General features: G+C 34.2%; 14 protein-coding genes and 1 tRNA gene. 5 read left to right on the plus strand and 10 right to left on the minus strand.

Features of this window, described 5'->3' with window-relative positions:
* Positions 1-224: 224 nt before the first annotated feature.
* The 3 genes from infB to rimP form a co-directional block, all read right to left on the minus strand.
* Entirely contained in the window at positions 225-3,125 is a 2,901-nt protein-coding gene (infB, locus tag IWX84_RS06855; RefSeq protein ID WP_196849994.1) for a translation initiation factor IF-2, read from the minus strand.
* A 100-nt stretch (positions 3,126-3,225) separates the two neighbouring features.
* Positions 3,226-4,479 carry a transcription termination factor NusA gene (gene nusA, locus IWX84_RS06860; protein WP_196849995.1) on the minus strand — a complete coding sequence of 418 codons (1,254 nt, stop codon included), beginning with the start codon at positions 4,477-4,479 and terminating at the stop codon, positions 3,226-3,228.
* Between the two features lie 13 nt (positions 4,480-4,492).
* Complete coding sequence (gene rimP / locus IWX84_RS06865; RefSeq protein WP_196849996.1) at positions 4,493-4,957, minus strand: ribosome assembly cofactor RimP; 465 nt, start codon at positions 4,955-4,957, stop codon at positions 4,493-4,495.
* Positions 4,958-5,133: 176 nt separating this feature from the next.
* Here rimP and IWX84_RS06870 point away from each other — a divergent pair, with 176 nt between their 5' ends.
* The gene (locus IWX84_RS06870; protein ID WP_196849997.1) at positions 5,134-5,958 is read left to right on the plus strand and encodes a universal stress protein; all 825 of its coding nucleotides are present in this window, start codon (positions 5,134-5,136) and stop codon (positions 5,956-5,958) included.
* Between the two features lie 148 nt (positions 5,959-6,106).
* On the opposite strand, the gene IWX84_RS06875 is transcribed toward IWX84_RS06870, so the two are convergent.
* Positions 6,107-6,177: transfer RNA gene (locus IWX84_RS06875), tRNA-Gln, on the minus strand.
* A 248-nt stretch (positions 6,178-6,425) separates the two neighbouring features.
* Between IWX84_RS06875 and IWX84_RS06880 the strand changes: the two genes are divergently transcribed.
* A complete protein-coding gene (locus tag IWX84_RS06880; protein WP_196849998.1) occupies positions 6,426-9,701 on the plus strand; it encodes a DUF2723 domain-containing protein in 3,276 nt (1,091 codons plus the stop codon).
* A gap of 80 nt (positions 9,702-9,781) precedes the next feature.
* Positions 9,782-10,426: a polysaccharide deacetylase family protein gene (locus IWX84_RS06885; protein WP_196849999.1), complete on the plus strand. Its 645-nt coding sequence runs from the start codon at positions 9,782-9,784 to the stop codon at positions 10,424-10,426.
* A 14-nt stretch (positions 10,427-10,440) separates the two neighbouring features.
* Here the strand turns inward: IWX84_RS06885 and IWX84_RS06890 are convergent, their stop codons facing one another.
* The 3 genes from IWX84_RS06890 to IWX84_RS06900 form a co-directional block, all read right to left on the minus strand.
* Entirely contained in the window at positions 10,441-10,737 is a 297-nt protein-coding gene (locus tag IWX84_RS06890) for a thioredoxin family protein (protein WP_196850000.1), read from the minus strand.
* A gap of 74 nt (positions 10,738-10,811) precedes the next feature.
* Positions 10,812-12,047, minus strand: coding sequence for a metallophosphoesterase (locus IWX84_RS06895; protein WP_196850001.1), 1,236 nt, complete (start codon positions 12,045-12,047; stop codon positions 10,812-10,814).
* Between the two features lie 194 nt (positions 12,048-12,241).
* Positions 12,242-13,747: a hypothetical protein gene (locus IWX84_RS06900; protein ID WP_196850002.1), complete on the minus strand. Its 1,506-nt coding sequence runs from the start codon at positions 13,745-13,747 to the stop codon at positions 12,242-12,244.
* 346 nt (positions 13,748-14,093) lie between these two features.
* Between IWX84_RS06900 and polA the strand changes: the two genes are divergently transcribed.
* Positions 14,094-16,934 carry a DNA polymerase I gene (gene polA, locus IWX84_RS06905; protein ID WP_196850003.1) on the plus strand — a complete coding sequence of 947 codons (2,841 nt, stop codon included), beginning with the start codon at positions 14,094-14,096 and terminating at the stop codon, positions 16,932-16,934.
* A gap of 77 nt (positions 16,935-17,011) precedes the next feature.
* Here polA and IWX84_RS06910 read toward each other — a convergent pair whose 3' ends face one another.
* From IWX84_RS06910 to IWX84_RS06920, 3 genes are read right to left on the minus strand one after another with little or no spacing between them, the layout of a single operon-like run.
* The gene (locus IWX84_RS06910; protein ID WP_196850004.1) at positions 17,012-18,061 is read right to left on the minus strand and encodes a DUF3078 domain-containing protein; all 1,050 of its coding nucleotides are present in this window, start codon (positions 18,059-18,061) and stop codon (positions 17,012-17,014) included.
* 37 nt (positions 18,062-18,098) lie between these two features.
* Positions 18,099-19,880: a 1-deoxy-D-xylulose-5-phosphate synthase gene (locus IWX84_RS06915; protein WP_196850005.1), complete on the minus strand. Its 1,782-nt coding sequence runs from the start codon at positions 19,878-19,880 to the stop codon at positions 18,099-18,101.
* 33 nt (positions 19,881-19,913) lie between these two features.
* On the minus strand, positions 19,914-20,891 hold the full coding sequence (locus IWX84_RS06920) for a hypothetical protein (protein ID WP_196850006.1): 978 nt from the start codon (positions 20,889-20,891) through the stop codon (positions 19,914-19,916).
* A 63-nt stretch (positions 20,892-20,954) separates the two neighbouring features.
* On the opposite strand from IWX84_RS06920, the gene IWX84_RS06925 reads away from it, so the two are divergent.
* Positions 20,955-21,398 carry a nucleoside deaminase gene (locus IWX84_RS06925; RefSeq protein ID WP_196850007.1) on the plus strand — a complete coding sequence of 148 codons (444 nt, stop codon included), beginning with the start codon at positions 20,955-20,957 and terminating at the stop codon, positions 21,396-21,398.
* The last annotated feature ends 2 nt before the right edge of the window (positions 21,399-21,400 follow it).

A 21,400-nucleotide genomic window follows, 5' to 3' on the forward strand; every position in this document is an offset into this window, starting at 1 on the left:
TCTACTGAAATAGATTTTAAAGTGAATTACGGTACTATTTTGGTACTAATAAATACCTGCAACATAAATGTAAGTATCTTAAAAAACTAGATTAAATAACTGAAATTTACAATAATATATAAAAGCAGAACTATTTTATTAACGTATCATTTCAGATTACAAAAAATATAAAAACAAAAAAAATCCCGACTCGTCGGGATTTTTAAACTTATTTATTTGAAATTCTATTTCAATTTCTTTTTGACTGCTACTTCATGGTAGGATTCAATAACATCTCTTTCTTCAATGTCGTTATACCCTTTTACTTGAATACCACAATCGTATCCTTTAGCTACATCTTTCACATCATCTTTGAAACGTTTCAATGCTAACAGCTCACCTGTAAACACGACCACACCTTCTCTAATGATTCTCATTTTGGCATTTTTAACAATTTTACCATCCATAACCATACTTCCAGCAATAGAACCAACTTTAGAAATTTTGAATATCTCTCTAATTTCTGCTGTACCCAGAATTTCTTCTTTCATCTCTGGAGCCAACATTCCTTCCATTGCATCTTTCAAGTCGTCGATTGCAGCGTAAATGATAGAATAGTAACGGATGTCAATTTCTTCTTTGTCGGCTAATTGTCTTGCATTTCCAGCAGGACGAACATTAAATCCGATGATGATCGCATCAGAAGCAGAAGCCAACATAACATCAGTTTCTGTAATTGCTCCAACACCTTTATGAATAATATTGATTTGTATTTCTTCGGTAGATAATTTAGAGAACGAATCTGACAAGGCTTCAACAGAACCATCCACATCTCCTTTAAGGATAATGTTCAATTCTTTAAATTGACCTAATGCAATTCTACGTCCAATTTCATCTAACGTAATATGTCGTTGCGTACGAACTGATTGTTCACGCATTAATTGAGAACGTTTAGATGCAATTTGTTTCGCTTCTTTTTCGTCTTCAAAAATATTGAATTTATCACCCGCTGTTGCTGCACCATCTAAACCAAGAACAGATACCGGAGTCGAAGGACCTGCTACAGTAACAATATTTCCTCGTTCATCATGCATGGCTTTAATTTTACCATGATGTTTACCAGCCAACATATAATCTCCAATTTTCAATGTTCCGTTTTGAACTAATATAGTAGAAACATATCCTTTTCCTTTATCCAAGAAAGCTTCCACAACAGTTCCTGAAGCCGCTTTATTTGGATTAGATTTTAAATCTAAAAGTTCTGCTTCAAGCAATACTTTTTCCAATAATTCTTTAACACCAGTTCCTACTTTTGCAGAAATATCATGAGATTGAATTTTTCCACCCCAATCTTCAACAAGTAAATTCATACCTGCTAATTTTTCTTTAATTTTCTCAGGATTAGCATTTGGCTTATCCACTTTATTGATAGCGAAAATGATCGGAACTCCAGCTGCTTGAGCATGGCTTATCGCTTCTTTTGTTTGCGGCATAATGTCATCATCAGCTGCAATTACAATAATAGCGATATCCGTAACTTGAGCTCCACGGGCACGCATCGCTGTAAAGGCTTCGTGACCTGGTGTATCTAAGAATGCAATTTTTTGTCCGTTATCCAATGTTACTCCATAGGCACCAATATGCTGTGTTATTCCTCCAGATTCACCTGCGATAACATTTTCTTTACGAATATAATCCAATAAAGATGTTTTACCGTGATCGACGTGACCCATTACAGTAACGATAGGAGCTCTAAAGACTAAATCTTCTTCTTTATCAGCTACTACTTGAATTGCTTCTTCGATATCAACAGTTATAAACTCAACTTCATAACCAAATTCATCAGCTACAATAGTCAATGTTTCTGCATCAAGACGTTGATTCATGGTAACCATGATTCCAAGTGACATACAAGTACCAATAACTTTAGTAATTGGCACATCCATCATGATAGCAATTTCACCTACAGTAACAAACTCAGTAACTTTAATAGTTTTACTTCCTTCGTCAATAGCTCTTTGCTCATCATCAGATTTCTGACGGTGTGTATCTCTTTTATCTCTTCTATATTTAGCCGCTTTAGATTTACCACCTTTACCTTGTAGTTTTTCTAAAGTTTCTCTAATTTGGTTTTTTACTTCCTCTTCAGTAGGTTCCACTTTTGCAACAATTGCAGGTCTGTTTCCCTTTACGAAACCAGGTCTTGCACTTCTGTTAGCGTTAAAACCTCCACCACCAACATTTGGCGTAATCTTATTAGGATTTGGTGCACCTGGAACTCCAGGAACAGCAGGTGGTCTAGGAGCACCCGGTTTTGGAGCAATTCTTTTACGTTTATTTTTGTTAGCATTATTAGCAGCAGCTGAACCAGGAGCACCCGGTTTATTTGGAGTAATTTTAGGCTCTTCTTTTTTCTTCTTTGGTTTATTAAATTGAGATAAATCAATTATTTGACCAGTCAAAGTAGTTCCTGATAACTTTTGGTATTGAGTCGTTATAGTTTCGTCAACAGGTGCTTCATCAACTTTAGCAACCGCTTTCACTTCAGGAGTAACCTCTTGTACAGGTTCCTTCTTAACTTCTTTTATTCCAACAACAGGCTTAACTTCTTTTTTGTCTGCAACAGGTTTTTCTTGCACAGGTTCCTTTTGAACTGGCGCTGCTTTTTCAACAGCGTCAACTACAACAGGTTTTTCTTCTGTAACTTTTTCCGTAACTTTTACAGCTGGAACTTCAATCTTTTCTATGGCTTTTGGAGTTGGAACAACAGCTGCCCTTTTTGGATTAAGATCGATTTTCCCAACTTGAACAGGTCCCGCTATAACAGCTCTCGCTTTTATAACTTCTTGTTGTTTTTGTCGTTCTTCATCAAGCTTTCGCTTTTCTTCAATTTCTTTTTCACGCTCCACACGTAAAGCTTCCTTTTCCTTTCTCTTCTCTTCTCCTACTTCTTTCGAAGCTTCTTTATTCCCTTTGTCACCAGCAAACTGACCGCACAAGACATTGTATACATCATCAGAAATTTTTGTGTTTGGATTTGATTCAATAGCAATTCCCTTATCTTTTAGATAATCCACAGCTCTTTCCAAAGAAATATTCAATTCCCTTAAAACTTTGTTTATTCTAATAATTCTCTCTTCAGACATAAAACCTTTTTATTATTACCTTTTGTTGTGTTTCTCGACTGAACCCTAACTACTTATAGGGAAAATAAAATCAAGATTAATTTTTTAAAAGAATCTGGGATTAACTCTCAAATTCTTCTTTCAATATTCTCATTACTTCTTGAATTGTTTCCTCTTCAAGATCTGTTCTTCTTACTAAATCGTCAACATCTTGTTTCAAAATACTTTTTGCAGTATCCAAACCAATTTTAGCAAATTCTTCGATAACCCAGTTTTCAATTTCATCTGAAAACTCTGTTAATTCAACATCATCATCATCAGTAGCTGCACCAGCAACATCACCTTCTCTGATAACATCTAATTCATAACCTGTCAATAAACCGGCTAATTTTATATTATGACCACCTCTACCAATTGCTTTAGAAACCTCTTCCAGTTTCAAGAACACTTCTGCTCTTTTAGTCTCTTCGTTAATTTTGATAGAAGAAACCTTAGCTGGACTTAACGCTCTAGTTATAAACAATTGAATATTGCTAGTGTAATTTATAACATCAATATTTTCATTTCCTAATTCACGAACAATACCGTGAATACGGGAACCTTTCATACCTACACAAGCTCCTACAGGATCTATTCTGTCGTCATAAGAATCTACAGCTACTTTTGCTTTTTCGCCTGGAATTCTCACCACTTTTTTAACCATAATCAAACCGTCAAAAACCTCAGGAATTTCTTGTTCAAACAATTTTTCCAAAAACTTCTCTGAAGTTCTAGACATAATAATTTGAGGTTTATTCCCTTTCAATTCAACACTTTCAATTATACCACGAACATTATCTCCTTTACGGAAAAAATCAGAAGGTATTTGTTTCTCTTTTGGCAAAATAATTTCATTTCCTTCATCATCCACCAAAATTACTACTCTTGGACGTACATGATGAACTTCAGCAGTATAAATATCGCCAATTAAATCTTTAAATTGCTTGTATAAATTAGTATTATCGTGTTCATGAATCTTAGAAATTAAATTTTGGCGTAAAGCCAAAATAGCTCTTCTTCCTAAGTCTATTAACTTCACTTCCTCGGAAACCTCTTCTCCAATTTCGAAATCAGGCTCAATTTTTCTAGCTTCAGTTAAAGTAATCTCAAGGTGATCTAAATCCAAATCATCATCAGCAACAATAACCCTTCTTTGCCATATTTCCATATCTCCTTTATCAGGATTTATAATAATATCGAAATTATCATCTGAACCGTATTTTTTCTTCAATGCATTTCTAAATACATCTTCCAAAATTGCCATAAGCGTTACACGATCAATAAGTTTATCATCTTTAAACTCTGAGAATGAATCGATTAATGCTAAATTTTCCATGCGAATTCTTTAATTAAAATGTTACTGTAACAATTGCTTCTTTTATATCTTCGTAAGGTAATTTAAGTTCTTTTTGAACTGTTTCCTTACCCTTTCCTAATTTTTTAGGTTCTCTTGCTTTCCACGACAAAATTACAAAATCATCATTAGCTTCCACTAATTCCGCCTCAATTATTTCTGTGCCAGTCTTTACAATCAATGTTCTACCTACGTTTTTCTTGTATTGACGCACTAATTTAAGAGGTGAACCAACTCCTACCGAAGCTACTTCTAAAGAAAAATCTTGTTCTTCTCGATCGATACTGTTGTCTATTGCGCGACTAACATCGATGCAATCCTGTAATGCCACACCATTATCACCATCTAAGGTAACAATAACCTTAAAAGCATCTGTAATAATCAGATCAATTAGAAAAACCGAGGGCTTATCTAAAAGGGCTTCCGCCAAAACTGTATTTACTTTTTCTTTAAATGCCATATTTTTTATAAAAAGAGGGGACATTTAGTCCCCTCATTATCTAGATTTTAATAAATAATGGTGCAAATATAGTGTTTTTTTTTATAAAAATAAATAATCAATTACTGTTAAAATATTTCTTATCTTTATTCTAGCATAAAATTTATCGTTATTTCCATAATTTAAACCCTTTAATTATGAAACGAATTTTAGTACCCACTGATTTTTCAAAACATGCTGAAGACGCATTAAAGCTAGCAGTTCAAATTGCAAAAAAAAATAAGAGCGAAATCTTCTTGCTACATATGCTGGAATTGCTTGGTCAAATGAGCGATGCAATTTCTGGCGGAAGCGGCATTCCAGAGGTCATGCTATTTATAAAAAAAGCAAACGAAACGTTACAAAAAATCATGGAAAGTTCGCTTCTGGATGGGATTTCGGTTACGGCAAATGTACAATTCGAAAGAGCTTCACATGGTATATTATCGTTCAGCAAAAAAAATAAAATAGATTTAATCATCATGGGGTCCCACGGATCTTCCGGAATTGAAGAAATACTTATTGGATCCAATACAGAAAAAGTGGTTCGTCTTTCAGACATCCCGGTGCTAGTCATAAAAAATGATCCCGACAAATTTCAAGCTAAAAACTTTGTTTTCGCCTCTGACTTTTCACAAGAAATAAAAAAATCATTTAAAAAAATGGTTGCATTCGCCGAAATTTTCGATGCAAATCTATTTTTAGTAACGATATGCACTCCCAACAGTTTCAAATCAACTATTGCCACTGAGAAAATAATGAGTGATTTTGCCAGTGATTTTGACCTAAAAAACTATTCGATGCACATTTTCAACGATTCAAACATCGAAAATGGAATACTCAATTTTACCAGTTCCATTAATGCCGATTTAATTGGGCTTTGTACCCATGGAAGAACAGGATTATCGCATTTTTTTAATGGGAGCGTTAGTGAAGATTTAGTAAATCACACCGTCAAACCGGTAATCACTTTTAAAATTTAGTTTTCTCAAACAAAAATCTTAATTCCACACGCACCGAATTCTCTGTTACAAATACCGTTCTTAAACTTTTATAGAAGAAAAAAATCAAAAAAATTATTGTAAAATTTATTCCAAAAAAAAAGTCTCTCAAATAAATGAGAGACTTTTGTTGGTCTACAAGGACTCGAACCTTGAACGACTGCACCAAAAACAGTTGTGTTACCATTACACCATAGACCAATTCCATTGCTGTTAAGCGAGTGCAAATTTAATACAAATTTTAAGTTACACAAATTTTTTTACGCCTTTTTATCAAAAAAATTTCATTCTCTTCCACTCCCATCAAATATTATTTTTGAACCAACTAAAAACCAATCAATTATCAAAATCTATTTTTTTTTTGAAAATTTTGTTAATGCTCGCATCATTAGACAAAAAAAGATTTTCTTTGTAACTCAAAAAATTTAACTAAAATTTTAGTCTGAAATATGGTAACATTCAATTTCAATAAATGGAATACGATTATAGGTTGGTTTACATTTGCAATAGCATTAGTAACATATACACTTACTGTTGAGCCCACAATGAGTTTTTGGGACTGTGGAGAATATATTGCAACTGCGGCCAAACTAGAGGTAGGACATCCACCCGGAGCTCCTTTATTCCAGATGATTGGTGCCTTTTTCGCGATGTTTGCCTCAGATGATAAACATATTGCATTAATGGTCAATATGATGTCCGTTTTTTCAAGTGCCTTTACTATCTTATTTATGTATTGGTCTTCCACCATGTTATTAAAAAAGCTAATTTCTCGCTTTTCTGAAGTAAACAAAGACAACGCCATAGTTATCCTTGGAAGTTCATTCGTAGGAGCATTAGCCTATACGTTCTCTGATAGTTTTTGGTTCAATGCCGTAGAAGCCGAAGTTTATGCTATGGCTTCTCTACTTATTTCTCTCCTGTTTTGGTTGGGATTGCGTTGGGAACAAGACATGGAAACACCAAGAGGAAATAAATGGCTATTGATCATTTGTTTGGTTGTTGGACTTTCATTTGGAGTTCACTTCATGGCTCTATTAACAATACCAGCGATAGGTTTTCTTTATTTTTTCAAACATTACAAATTCGTTACCGTCAAAAATTTCATCATTGCAAATGTTGTCGTTATCGCAATCTTATTAGTTATATTCAAACTATTATTGCCTTACACAATGGCTTTCTTTGCCAAGACTGAAGTTTTCATGGTAAATGAATTAGGAATGCCATTTAATTCGGGTTCTATTTTTGTTGCACTACTTTTTATCGCATTCTTTTATTTTGGATTAAAATACACCAAGCAAAAAGGCTTTATATTTTACAATACTGTCATTCTTTGCATTTTATTTATTTTAATTGGATTTTCTACCTGGATGATGCTACCCATCAGAGCAAACGCCAATACGGTAATTAACGAAAATAAACCTTCGGATGCAGCAGAAGTGCTAGCTTACTACAACAGAGAACAATACGGCGTAAATCCATTGTTTTATGGGTCACAATACACTGAAACTTTTGCAGGCTTAGACAAGGAAAATCCTTATTTAGACAAAGCGCCAAACTACGAAAGAGATTATAAAACCGGCAAATATATTATTACGAATAATTTCAAAAATGCCGAACAAAATAGTGACGATCATCAAAAAACTATTTTGCCTAGAATGTGGAGTACAGAGCATGTGGCGAATTACATGAATTTCTCTAACCCGCCTGCATTTAAAATCAATCCGGATTATCCTTATGAAGATGATTTAGCAAAATACGGAATAGACCCGAGTAATTTAACCGAAGAAGAACACGACAAAGCCATCGCGCAGTTGAAGAATGAAGTTCAAAAAACGATAACTGAATTTAGACAAGCTTATGCTCAAAAACAAATAGACAATGATGGCTATGTTTCTTTCTTAAAAAGTTACGGGGATTATTTGATCATAGAAAAACCAACAACTGTTGACAATTTAAGCTTTATGGTCGAATATCAATTTGGATACATGTACTGGAGGTATTTGATGTGGAACTTCGTTGGACGTCAAAGTGATGTGCAAGGAAGATATGATAACTTAGATGGAAACTGGATCAGCGGAATTAAGTTTATCGACAATTTACACTTAGGTTCACAAGATAATTTACCATCTGATGTACTAAATAATAAAGGCCGAAACGTATATTTCTTTTTACCGTTTATACTTGGGCTTATCGGTTTGATGTATCACGCCAATAAAGATTTAAAGAGTTTCTACGTCTTATTGGCGCTGTTCTTATTTACAGGTTTAGCACTGAAAATTTACCTAAACGAACGACCTTTTGAACCGAGAGAAAGAGATTACGCTTTAGTGGGATCTTTCTATGTATTCGCCATTTGGATAGGATTTGGTGTCTATGCACTCTACGAAAGTGCGAAAAAATATTTGGCTCCAAAAATAGCAGGACCCATACTTATTGCAGCATGTTTATTAGCCGCTCCGGTTCTTATGGCTTCTCAAAACTGGGATGATCACGACCGTTCTGGTAAATATACCGCTGTAGCAATGGCGAAAGCGTATTTAAACTCTTGCGATAAGGATGCCATATTATTCACTATTGGTGACAATGACACATTCCCTTTATGGTACGCCCAAGAAATAGAAAAGGTAAGAACCGATGTTAAAATCGTAAACACGAGTCTATTCATGACCGATTGGTATATCGATCAAATGAAAACCAAAACATACGAATCCAATCCCTTACCTATTTCGTTCACGCATGATCAATATGTGGGAGACAAACTGGATTATGTAGCTCATATCCCAAAAGTAGATACCAGATGGGAAATAAAAGATTTTTTAAATTTTATTAAAAATCCAAAATCAACCGTTGAAATGCAAAACGGACAAACAATCCATTTTTATCCAACAAATAAAATCAGAATTCCTATTGATAAAAATGCCATTATCCAGAACAAAGTTGTTTCATCAAAATACAATGACTCTATTGTCCCTTATATTGACTTAGATATCAAAGGAAATGCGTTGTATAAAAACCGCTTAATGATGCTTGATATTGTAGCTAATAACAACTGGAAAAGACCCATTTATTTCAGCGGTGGAGCATTTGATAATGAAGATTATCTGTGGATGAAAGAATACCTTCAATTAGACGGAATGGTTTATAAATTAGTTCCAATTCGCACTAAATTGAACAAGGAGGATGGACAAATGGATATGGGTCAAATCGACGCTGATAAAATGTACGGTAACGTAATGAAATGGGATTGGGGAAATAGCGACAGTCCAAAAATTTATCATGATCCAGAAACCAGAAGAAATAGCATTACTTATAGAATGAATCTTGCACGATTGATGAATCAGTTAATTGCCGAAGGAAAAAAAGACAAAGCAAAAAACATCATCGATTTAGCCATGACTAAAATGCCATTGGATAAATTTGGATATTATTCTCTTGTAGAGCCATTTCCAAAAGGGTATTATGACATTGGTGAAAAAGCAAAAGCGCAGCAACTTTTAGAAAAATTAATGACTAAATATAAAGAAAACCTTGATTATTATGCCAAACTAAGCTCATCAGACCAAACGGATATCGCTGTGGATATTATTACTGATATCGAACGTTACAGAGGTTTACTGAAAGTAATGAAAGAAAGCGGAGATATTCCATTTTACAATAAAAACAGATCCACTTTTAATACTTATATTAGGATATTTGAACGATTTGGTCGTGAAAAAGAGTAAATTGGATTAAAATTTCACAAGTATAGATTATAGCGATATTGAAAAATGTCGCTATTTTTTTTACTTTTAAAAATAAAAAAATGAACGATATCTGGGTAAAAACAAATTGGATCATAAAGAAAATATTTTCAAATTATGTTTGGAATATTCCCAATACTGAAAATAAAATACACCTCACTTTTGACGACGGTCCCATACCGGAAATAACAGAGTGGGTTTTGGAGGAATTAAAAAAACATCAGGTGAAAGCAACGTTTTTCTGTATTGGTGATAATATTGGTAAACATCCGGAAATATTCAACAAAGTCATTAGCGAAGGACACGCCATTGGAAATCACACCTTCAATCATTTGAATGGTTGGAAAACTACGACGGAAACGTATTTAGAAAATTTAGAACGATGTGAGAAAATCATTCAACAATCAGCAATCAATAATCTGAATGTTAAAATCTTTCGTCCGCCATATGGCAAAATAAAAAGATCACAAGCGAAATCTATACGTAAATTAGGCTATAAAATAATAATGTGGGATGTTCTTAGTTTAGATTTTGACTCCAGTCTCTCGAAGGAAAAGTGTTTAGAAAATGTTCTTTCTAATGTAGAATCAGGAAGTATAATTGTTTTTCACGACAGTATAAAGGCCTTCAAAAACCTTGAATATGTACTCCCTAAAACCTTGGCTTATTTAAAAGAAAAAAACTTTACCTGTGAAGTTATAGAATAGCACGCAAGAAGTGACTATATCTGCTCTTGAACCAAATTAATGATAGTATTAGCATCTAATTCTCCAGATTGTCTCCAAATCATTAAACCTTCTTTATAAATCATTAAAGTAGGAAGTCCTTTTATTCGCAAAGCTTCGGCTAATTCTTGATTCTTATCAACGTCAATTTTTATGACTTTTGCCTTATCACCAAGCGCAGCCGCGACATCTCTGATTACAGGATGCATTGAAACCGATGATTCATTCCAATCCGTATAAAAGTCAATCAACACAGGGATTTGTGTATTTATAAGTTCTCCAAATTTTGACATAAAATCAACGAATTTAATTTTCTAAATTTACTAAAAAGAGATAATTATTATACAAATGTAACATTTTTAACGAATTAAGCCAAAGCCTTACCCTTTTTTAGTTCAATCACGGTAATTTCAGGCATAATTCCTACTCTTCCAGGATAAGCATGAAAGCCAAAACCTCTATTTACATAAACATATCTTCCTAAATTTTCATACAAACCAGCCCATTGCGTGTAAACATATTGCGCTAAACTCCATTTGAAGTAGCCTGGGATTTCAATTCCAAATTGCATACCGTGTGTATGTCCGGATAATGTTAAATGGAAATTTTTATCGTGATTTTTAATTTCGTAATCCCAATGGCTTGGATCGTGACTCATTAAAATTTTAAAATCTTCTTTTTCCAAATATTGTGAAGCTTTATTGATGTCGCCAGCTTTTTTAAAATTTTGACCCCAATTCTCCACCCCAACTAATGCAATTTTCTCTCCGCCTTTTTCAATAAAAGTATGCTCATTCAATAATAGTTTAAATCCTATTTGACCGTAGAGGTTTTTTATGTCTTGAAAGTTTTTCTCTTTTGCATTTTCAGATGGCCAAGTAACATATTCGCCATAATCATGATTCCCTAAAACAGAATATTTACCAAATTCATGTTTTTTGATTCGGTTGAACGTTTCTATCCAAGGATGCATTTCTTTAGCGTCAGTATTGACAATATCTCCGGTAAACAAAATCAGATCCGAGTTTTGCTCATTTACTAAATCTATTGCATAATTGATTTTCTCCGGATTATCAAAGCTTCCACTGTGCACATCTGATATTTGTGTGATGGTAAAACCATCAAAAGCATCTGGCAAATCAGGGAAAAATATCTGCTGTCTGATAACCTTATAATTATATTTCCCTAAGGTCACGCCATATATTAGAGACAAAAAAGGAATGGCCGCCAACCCTAATCCTACCTGACTCACGAATTTTCTTCTGGACGCAAAAAAGGTTGCATTATCATTGTTTTCAATAAAATAATTTACTGATCCTGCTCCAATTCTAAAAATATCTTCACCCAGCAAAACAAGACTTAAAACCAATTTTGGAATATAAACCAAAAGAACTAAACCCATTGTAAGCATGGTTTGTTTCGTTTGTCCTACCGAGCGATCAAACTGGGTGAAAGAATAAAGAATAAACAAAAACAGTAGCAAACTGATGATTTGATAAGATATCAAAACCCATTTTAGCTTTATTAAGGTACGTATTGCTTGAAAGGCATAAAACTCAACAATTAAGAGGACAACAGACAATAATAATATTCGAAGAATCATTTCTATTAAATTTTAGACAAAATAACAAATTAAGAAAACACTATGAGTTTTTATTAATCTAAATTTAACTAAAAATACCCCAAATCTATTGTGAGCAATCTCTTTTTTATCAAAAAAGCTGATACATTTCTATATCAGCTTTTTTTTAAGGAGAATCAGCTCTCTCTTCAATTAACTAAACTCAAAAACAATATTTATTTAACTACTAAGGTCATATTGGGAGTTATTATACTATCACCATTATTAGAAGTAGTGTACCTTTGAGCAAAAATCTCTACATAATCAGAATTTGACAACTCCACTAAAGCATTTATTGGCAATACTACAATATCAGATGCTGCTGTGCCACGCCCATATATTTTATATTGTGTGACAGGAGTACCATTCTTAGCGACATAAATTATGTAAGTACCAACTGCTGGCACTTGAAAAGAAATTGAGCCCGTAACTTGGAAGTACCTTTTCTTATTACCTTCATATATTAATTTATTGCTAACCGCTGGACTTCCTGTGGAAAATCGAAATAGATTTGATGAGGTTGACGTACCTGCAACTTTTAAAATACTGGTTGGAGTTGAAGGTGGTCCAGAAAAAGCTGTTGAAGCACCAGAACCAACTGGATAGTCTACTGAAAACTCACCCACTGCAGAAGCATCATCTTCTCTAGGAATTCCAGGAGCATTCACCATCCATTTATTATTAAAATTATATCCTGCGTAACTTCCTGTAGTATATCCGTTAACATATTTACCTGTAGAAAGAGTTCCTGTAAAAATGACATCTCTCAGAACAGCACTTCCAGTTATTGTTGGATTAGAAGACACATCAAAACCAATACTTGTAGTATTTACTTCACTAAAACCTCCTTGCTTTTGAATTAATCCAAAAGTCCCTTGAAATGTTTCAAAAGTCCCCAAATTATTTCCAAACCATCCAACATTGCTAATTAATAATTTACTCACATCTTTATAAGTGATTCCTGTTGTGTTCCCTATAAATTGAACAATACTAACAAAAACTAAAGAAAAATTGTCGATAACGCCGACATTCGAAGAACTTACAACAATGGCGTCTCTAAAAACTAAATTTTGCGTACCTCCCCCAGCAATATTAAAAACGTTGCCTGAAGTGGCAGTTAATGTCAAGACTCTAATCGACCCTCCAGTTGTTCCTGTAAAAAGATCTCCAGAAGCTTTAACCAACTTATCCTCTCCAGAATCTTGGCCAATAACATAGGCGTTATTTAATTCTATAGGAAAATCAACAGTAACGGTACCGTTAATTTCATATAAAGTGTATGTATCTAAAAGATATTTACTTCCTCCACCAGCCGTTTTCTCTGCAGCTAAAACAGTTGCCAATACATCGGTAGATTTTATACGCTTAAATTTAATTCTACCGTAATTAGCATCAGTATTAATTTTATCCCAACTTGTAATACCGGAATCAAAATGGTAAAATGATTTTAAATCTGTGTCATACACCATTAATCCATCAGCTGGACTTGCAATCGCGATCCTTTGCGCCGTTGTCATTCTGGGTGTCAACAGACCTTGAGTAGTAGATGTTAAATCCAAAATTGAACTTGCAGCCGGACTAGTTGTCCCAATACCCACCTGGGCAAACATATTTGTCGTTATTATCATGAAAAATAATAGGTAGGCTTGTAATACCTTTTTAGCAGTGTAATTTTTTTCCATAATAAACGAAATAAAAGATTAGATAATATTGCCCAACTTGGCTTATAATTATTCGTTAAAATTACTCTTTATATCGCTTAAATACTTATTTAATCGATAAACGACATTTATTTGTATTTTGCATAAATTTAATCTTACAAATTTAACACATCGATTTAAAATTACATTTTATTTATTCGCTATTTTCTTTCAAATTTCATACAAGTTCCAAACTGACAGAAATTTACATTTTTAAGATCTTATTCAAGAATATAAAATTTGCCCAATACAAGTAAGAAATTTTACAATCTGCCACTCCTTTATCTGACAAGTTTTGTACTTTTGAAAACGATACAAAATAACACTCATGTCACAACAAAAACGTCTGTTCCTTCTCGATGCCTATGCTTTAATTTTTCGTGGCTACTATGCTTTTATAAAAAATCCTCGAATCAATTCAAAAGGAATGGACACCTCAGCAATTATGGGATTCATGAATTCCTTAATGGATGTTATAAAAAGAGAAAAACCAGATCATCTCGCGGTAGCTTTTGACAATGGAGGAAGCCAACTAAGAAATGACCTATTTCCTGAATATAAAGCGCATCGTGATGCCACTCCAGAAGCAATAAAAATTGCCGTTCCATATATACAAGAGTTATTAAAAGCGATGCACATACCCATTATTGAAGTGAAAGGTTTTGAAGCGGATGATTTAATAGGAACAATTGCTAAACAAGCTGAAAAACAGAATTACAAAGTCTTCATGGTAACACCCGATAAAGATTTTGCTCAATTAGTTTCTGAAAATATCTTTATGTATAAACCCGCTCGCATGGGTAACGGCATCGAAATTTGGGGTGTTCCCGAGGTGTTGGCAAAATTCGAAATTGAAAGACCGGATCAAGTAATTGACTTCTTGGGAATGATGGGCGATGCAGCCGATAATATTCCCGGATTACCTGGTGTGGGAGAAGTTACCGCGAAGAAATTACTGAAGGAATTTGGTACCATGGAAAACCTTTTGGCAAATACAGACAAGCTAAAAGGCAAAATGAAAGAGAATATTGAGGCCAATAAAGAAAAGGGGTTGTTATCGAAAACTTTAGCGACAATTATCATTGATTGCCCTGTTGTTTTTGATGAAACCGATTATGAACTATCAACTCCTGATGTTGAAAAGACAGATGCACTTTTCAATGAACTGGAATTCCGCAGAATGGCAGAACAGTTTGACGCCATATTTAAAAAAGGAGGAACGGCAACAACAAGCGATCCAACCGATGAAGCTAAATTATATAAAAAACAAGCTGCAAAAAGCGAAGAACAATTCGATCTTTTTGGGAGTAGTATTCCAGAAGACGCGACGGAAGAAACCCGTCACAGATATTATAACACCTTAGAAAACACAGAACATTCCTATCAGATAATCCAAGGAGACTTGGGAATTAAATTACTGCTTCAGAATTTACAAAGCCAATCTTCTGTTTGTTTTGATACGGAAACCACTGGACTTGATGCCTTGCATGCAGAATTGGTTGGAATTTCATTTTCCTATGAAAAAGGAAAAGGTTTTTATATTCCGTTTCCGGAAAACCAGGCTGAATCTCAAACTTTAATCGAGAAATTTATTCCGTTTTTCGAAAATGAAGACATCGAAAAAATTGGACAGAATTTAAAATACGATTTGAAAATTCTTTCCAATTACGATGTTACCGTAAAAGGAAAATTATTCGACACAATGATTGCGCATTATTTAATCAATCCGGATATGCGCCATAACATGGATATTTTATCAGAAACGTATTTAAAATATTCCCCACAATCTATTGAAGTCTTAATTGGGAAAAAAGGCAAAAATCAAAAATCAATGCGCGATGTCCCTTTGGAAGAAATTAAGGAATACGCAGCTGAAGATGCCGATGTAACTTTACAATTAAAAGAGATTTTTACTTTAGAATTAGACAAAACAGGAACCAAAAAACTTTTTGAAGAAATAGAAATTCCATTAGTCACTGTACTAGCGGATATGGAAAAAGAAGGAATTCGGGTAGATGTCGATTTCTTGAAATCTTTATCGAAAGAATTAGATTCTGATATAAAATCATTGGAATCCACGATTTTTGAAATAGCGGGCGAGAAATTTAATTTGGCTTCGCCAAAACAACTCGGTGATATTTTATTTGACAAATTAAAAATTGGAGGACTAAAACAAAAGAAAACTAAAACCGGTCAATATGCCACCGGTGAAGAAGTTTTGAGTTACTTGGCAATTGAAAATCCAGTTGTAAAAGACATTCTTGACTGGCGCCAATTGATAAAATTACAGAACACTTATGTTGAAGCTTTGCCGCTTCAAGTAGACAAGATTACAAATCGCATCCACACGGATTACATGCAAACCGTAGCGGCAACTGGGCGATTGAGTTCTAATAATCCAAATTTACAAAACATCCCAATTCGTACCGAAAGAGGAAAACAGATCAGAAAAGCATTTGTTGCCCGTGATGAAAATTACACCTTGGTTTCTGCCGATTATTCTCAAATTGAGCTTAGGATTATAGCCGCATTAAGTGGCGAGGAAAACATGATAAAAGCTTTTCAAAACAAAGAAGATATTCACAAATCAACGGCTTCAAAAGTATTCAATGTTCCTTTGGAAGAAGTGACACGGGAACAACGTAGCCATGCCAAGACGGTGAATTTTGGAATTATATATGGAGTTTCCGCTTTTGGATTGAGTAATCAAACTTCTCTATCCAGAAGTGAAAGTGCAGCTTTGATTGAAGCTTATTACCAAACGTATCCACGGCTAAAATCATACATTCAGGAACAAGTAGAATTTGCGAGAGAATACGGTTATGTACAAACAATTCTTGGACGTCGCCGTTACTTAAAAGATATTAATTCTCAAAATGCCATTGTTCGCGGAGGTGCAGAAAGAAATGCAGTGAATGCACCAATTCAAGGAAGCGCCGCTGATATTATAAAAATTGCTATGATAAATATTCATCAAAAACTAATATCTGGAAATTACAAAACTAAAATGCTTTTACAAGTACACGATGAATTGGTGTTTGACGTTCATAATAGCGAACTGGAGAAAATCCAACTCATGATTAAATATGAAATGGAAAATGCCTTTAAACTTGAGGTTCCATTGGATGTAGATTTAGGTGCGGGTAAAGATTGGCTGGAAGCACATTAAAAAATAAAAAACTTAAAAAGCCCATTAGAATCTATTATTTCTAATGGGCATTTTTTATTTTATAGACTTGTTTAATTTTAAAAAATATACACAATTCCTACTCCCAAAAGCTGCTTTAATTGTGTTTTAGGACCTACTGTAACTTGGTTGCCATCAATTTCTTTTTTAGATTTTATGTCATCATCATAAACAATACGAGTCCCAATGTTTGCCTTAACATATTGATTTACTACCAAATCTAATAAAATATCACAATCGACGTCTATATTTCCAAAATTATTGATGTAGTCCGAATACAAACTCAGACGATTTTCCAGATTAACGTTTTTAAAAATTTCTTTTTTATAAAAACTCGTCATCAAAAAACCCAGTTCTGTTTTTGTTCGATGTCCTTCCGTAATTAAAATTCCGTCGCTGTTATACACCGCTTTAACAACACCAAACGCTCCTTGATTCGCCAATCGTTGATCCAAAACCAAAGTTTTTTTCAATGTAAATGGCGAGATATAAAAACTTCTGTTTTTTTCTTTATTAATATTTTCTGCTCCTATGCCTAAGAAAATGTAAGCTGGCGCAAATCGTTTGGAGATAGCAATTTCGGTATTTGGATAAGCATATCCATTAGTGAATTGGGTATTAAAATTAAATTTTGCCGAATGGTACCAATTAGAAAGTGTGTCTTGTCGATATCCAAATGTAGAATTAAACTGCAACGCATCATCGGTTTTTCTAACTTCAACTCCATCTTGTTTGTTCAATCCGTATCGAACGACGAGTTCATTCACCCATTTCATATTTTCTCTATTATAAACTCTGGTAAAATCTCCCTTCAACAATCCAGAAACTGAACTTGTCCCGCCGGCACTCCAATTGACAAAAGCAATTTCAGAGATGTAAAAACCTAGGCTGTTTTTTTTTGTCCAATTTGATAATGGAATAAACGGCATTGGCGCCAGTATTTTTGGGGCTACCGCTAATATCGCAGGTATTGTTACTTTTACAAGTGTTGTATCCATTGAAAACTCTACGATTACAGGGGCTGTTGTAGATATTGTTGACTCTTGAGAAAAACTATTTATGGATGTTAAGAACGAAAAGAATAGTAATGTGTAATGTGATAATTTCATTGTAGGCAATTATATTTGGGACTGCAAAATAAATATTTTAGAAATTTGAAAAAAGCATTTCTAAACTTTTAACGTCGATTTTGCAATATTGTTGCAATTCACCAACTGTCCCATGTTCAATAAACTCGTCAGGAATACCAAGTGTTTTTATTTTTGAAGTATAATTATTTGATGAAGCAAACTCCAAAATAGCACTTCCAAAACCACCTTTAATCACACCGTCTTCAATAGTAATTACATTTTCGAATGAAGTGAAAATCATATGCAACAACTTTTCATCTAATGGTTTAACAAAAGAAAAATCATAATGCGCAATTGTTTCCGGATGTTGTTGTTTGGCTATAGCCAAAGTAACATTGTTACCAATAGTTCCATTGGATAAAACAGCTACTTTTGATCCTTTTTGAAGACAAACGGCTGTACCAATTTTAATTTTATTATAGTTTCCAAAATTTTTAACTTGCCACTCACCAATCACGCCGCGACCACGAGGATATCTAATAGAAATAGGATGATTTAATCCCAATTGCGCCGTGTATAAAATATTTTGTAATCCAATTTCATTCATCGGAGCATAAATAATCATATTGGGAATGCAACGCAAATAAGCCAAATCAAAAACACCGTGATGTGTCGCGCCATCTTCACCCACTAATCCTGCTCTGTCCAAACAGAAAATTACCGGTAAATTCTGTAAAGCGACATCGTGAATCACTTGGTCATACGCTCTTTGCAAAAAAGTGGAATAAATATTGCAAAAAACAATCATCCCTTGAGTTGCCATTCCTGCTGCCAAAGTAACGGCATGTTGCTCTGCAATTCCTACATCAAAAGCACGTTCTGGCAGTTCATCCATCATGAATTTCAACGAACTTCCCGAAGGCATTGCAGGTGTGATTCCTATAATTTTTTCATTTTTTCTAGCCAAATCCATTAGGGTCAAGCCAAAAACATCCTGGTATTTTGGAGGTAAATTGGCTTCGGATTTAATGTGAAGTTCACCAGTTGCGGCGTCGAATTTTCCCGGAGCATGATATTTAACTTGGTTTTCTTCGGCCTGTTGCAATCCTTTTCCTTTGGTGGTAATGACATGAAGGAATTTAGGTCCTTTTACTTTTTGCAAGCGTTTCAATTCTTTGATTACGGCAAATATATCATGACCGTCAATAGGTCCCGAGTAATCGAAATTCAAGGATTTAATCATGTTATTTTGCCTTGGATTTTTACCTTCTTTTACCGCGGTAAGATATTTTTTTAATGCACCAACGCTTGGGTCAATTCCGATGGCGTTGTCGTTGAGAATCACCAATAAATTAGCATTGGTAACTCCGGCGTGATTTAATCCTTCAAAAGCCATTCCCGAAGCGATGGAAGCGTCGCCAATGACGGCAATATGTTGTTTATCGTAATCTCCTTTTAAGTTGGAAGCAATTGCCATTCCTAAAGCTGCCGAAATGGAAGTCGAGGAATGTCCTACACCAAATGCATCGTAAATGCTTTCGCTTCTTTTAGGGAAACCAGAAATACCGCCCAGTTGTCTGTTGGTATGAAAGTTTTCTCTTCTGCCTGTCAATATTTTATGCCCATAAGCCTGATGCCCAACATCCCAAACCAATAAATCATTTGGCGTGTCAAAAACATAATGCAACGCAATAGTGAGTTCTACAACTCCCAAACTGGCACCCAGGTGTCCCTCTTTTACAGATACAATATCGATGATGAAATTGCGTAATTCCTGAGCGACTTGCGGAAGTTGGGCTTCATCAAGCTGGCGTAAATCGGCTGGGTTATTTATCGTAGAGAGAAGACTATTTTTCATTATTTGTAAAAAAACAAAATTACATATTTAATGTTATAACTTGTCGTTTTCATACTTTGTAATTCTCTTAATTTGAATAATATCAACCTTCGGTATAATTTTGGTTCTCAAAAAAGACTTTTTAATGGTGTCTGGTATAATTGTAAGCAATAACTGAAATTCACAATTTCTTTTTTTACCGTTCTCTTCTCCAGGGTACCATTTTGAAGAAGAATTTAAAACTCCGGATAATTCCTCACTACTTGTAACTCCTATTCCTTTAATAATTTTCACATCGTTTAATCTTCCATCTTTTTCAATAATAAAAGAAGTTACAATTTCACCTTTTAAGTTTTTATCATATTTAGGAACTTTAAAATTATCTTTAACAAAAGAATAAAACTTAGACATACCACCTATATAATCTGGATACACACTAATTCCTATGCCTCCATAGAAAGCATTATCTTCGTAGATGACATTATTTTCATTTATAGTTTTTTCTTCTTTTTTAGATTTTACCGCTCCACATTTAATAGTTTTTGGTTGTTTAAATTTCAACTGATTAATTTTTGGTGGTGGCGGTAGTACAACTTGGTGTAAAGAGTCATTTGATTTTGGAGGTAATAACATTCCAACTGTCATGGTTTTGATTTCAGTTGTATCCTTAATAATCTCTACTTTATCAATTTTTTGCTTATTTCCTTCTTTATCGGCACAGCTAAACAATGTTGTTCCCATGGAAATAAATAAGGCTAATAAAAATATTTTATGATATTGTGTCTGAGAATATAAAACACGACTCGGAATTTGAATTGTCACAGTGTCTAACTGGGATTTCCTGAATTTTCCACAGATTCTGTTATCTTTGTTTGTAGCAAAATAACGTTGAATTTCATCTGGCAGCATTGTTGTAAAATCGACTACATTTTTAGCACAGCTACTGCAAAATCTTCCGTTTTCGTTTGGAGACATTTTATTCCAATCTTCTTGGCACGGTTCCGGAATAGTGATTTTGTATTTGTTTTCCATATTTTTCTAGTAGCAGGAATTAAAAGTAATGAAAAATAATATCAAAATAGTATTTTTGCAGGTATGATAAATCTTTTCACCGACGAATATTTTATGAAAAAAGCTTTGCAGGAAGCCGAAATGGCTTTTGACAAAGACGAAATTCCTGTTGGTGCCATTATTGTAATTGACAATACAGTTATTGCAAGAAGCCATAATTTAACCGAATTGTTGAACGATGTAACAGCTCATGCCGAAATGCAATCCATCACTGCAGCGGCGAATTATCTTGGTGGAAAATATTTAATAGGCTGTACGCTTTATGTTACACTGGAACCTTGCCAAATGTGCGCCGGTGCTTTATATTGGAGTCAGATTTCTAAAATTGTGTATGGAGCAAGCGATGAAAGCCGCGGGTTTGTAAAAATGGGAACGCAATTGCATCCTAAAACTAAAGTGGTTCGTGGTGTTTTAGCGAGTGAAGCTTCAGAGTTGATGTTGCGTTTTTTTGCTGAGAAAAGGAAGTAGGT

Origin of the sequence: Flavobacterium sp. CG_9.10, assembly GCF_015752245.1 — a bacterium.
Taxonomy (GTDB): Bacteria; Bacteroidota; Bacteroidia; order Flavobacteriales; family Flavobacteriaceae; genus Flavobacterium.

Bases quoted from the DNA above. Each gene is read 5' to 3' on its own strand.
- IWX84_RS06920 (WP_196850006.1), bottom strand. From the start codon at position 20,891: ATGGAAAACAAATACAAAATCACTATTCCGGAACCGTGCCAAGAAGAT.
- IWX84_RS06910 (WP_196850004.1), bottom strand. From the start codon at position 18,061: ATGAAATTATCACATTACACATTACTATTCTTTTCGTTCTTAACATCC.
- IWX84_RS06895 (WP_196850001.1), bottom strand. From the start codon at position 12,047: ATGATTCTTCGAATATTATTATTGTCTGTTGTCCTCTTAATTGTTGAG.
- IWX84_RS06870 (WP_196849997.1), top strand. From the start codon at position 5,134: ATGAAACGAATTTTAGTACCCACTGATTTTTCAAAACATGCTGAAGAC.
- IWX84_RS06880 (WP_196849998.1), top strand. From the start codon at position 6,426: ATGGTAACATTCAATTTCAATAAATGGAATACGATTATAGGTTGGTTT.
- polA (WP_196850003.1), top strand. From the start codon at position 14,094: ATGTCACAACAAAAACGTCTGTTCCTTCTCGATGCCTATGCTTTAATT.
- rimP (WP_196849996.1), bottom strand. From the start codon at position 4,957: ATGGCATTTAAAGAAAAAGTAAATACAGTTTTGGCGGAAGCCCTTTTA.
- infB (WP_196849994.1), bottom strand. From the start codon at position 3,125: ATGTCTGAAGAGAGAATTATTAGAATAAACAAAGTTTTAAGGGAATTG.
- IWX84_RS06915 (WP_196850005.1), bottom strand. From the start codon at position 19,880: ATGAAAAATAGTCTTCTCTCTACGATAAATAACCCAGCCGATTTACGC.
- IWX84_RS06925 (WP_196850007.1), top strand. From the start codon at position 20,955: ATGATAAATCTTTTCACCGACGAATATTTTATGAAAAAAGCTTTGCAG.
- IWX84_RS06900 (WP_196850002.1), bottom strand. From the start codon at position 13,747: ATGGAAAAAAATTACACTGCTAAAAAGGTATTACAAGCCTACCTATTA.
- IWX84_RS06890 (WP_196850000.1), bottom strand. From the start codon at position 10,737: ATGTCAAAATTTGGAGAACTTATAAATACACAAATCCCTGTGTTGATT.
- nusA (WP_196849995.1), bottom strand. From the start codon at position 4,479: ATGGAAAATTTAGCATTAATCGATTCATTCTCAGAGTTTAAAGATGAT.
- IWX84_RS06885 (WP_196849999.1), top strand. From the start codon at position 9,782: ATGAACGATATCTGGGTAAAAACAAATTGGATCATAAAGAAAATATTT.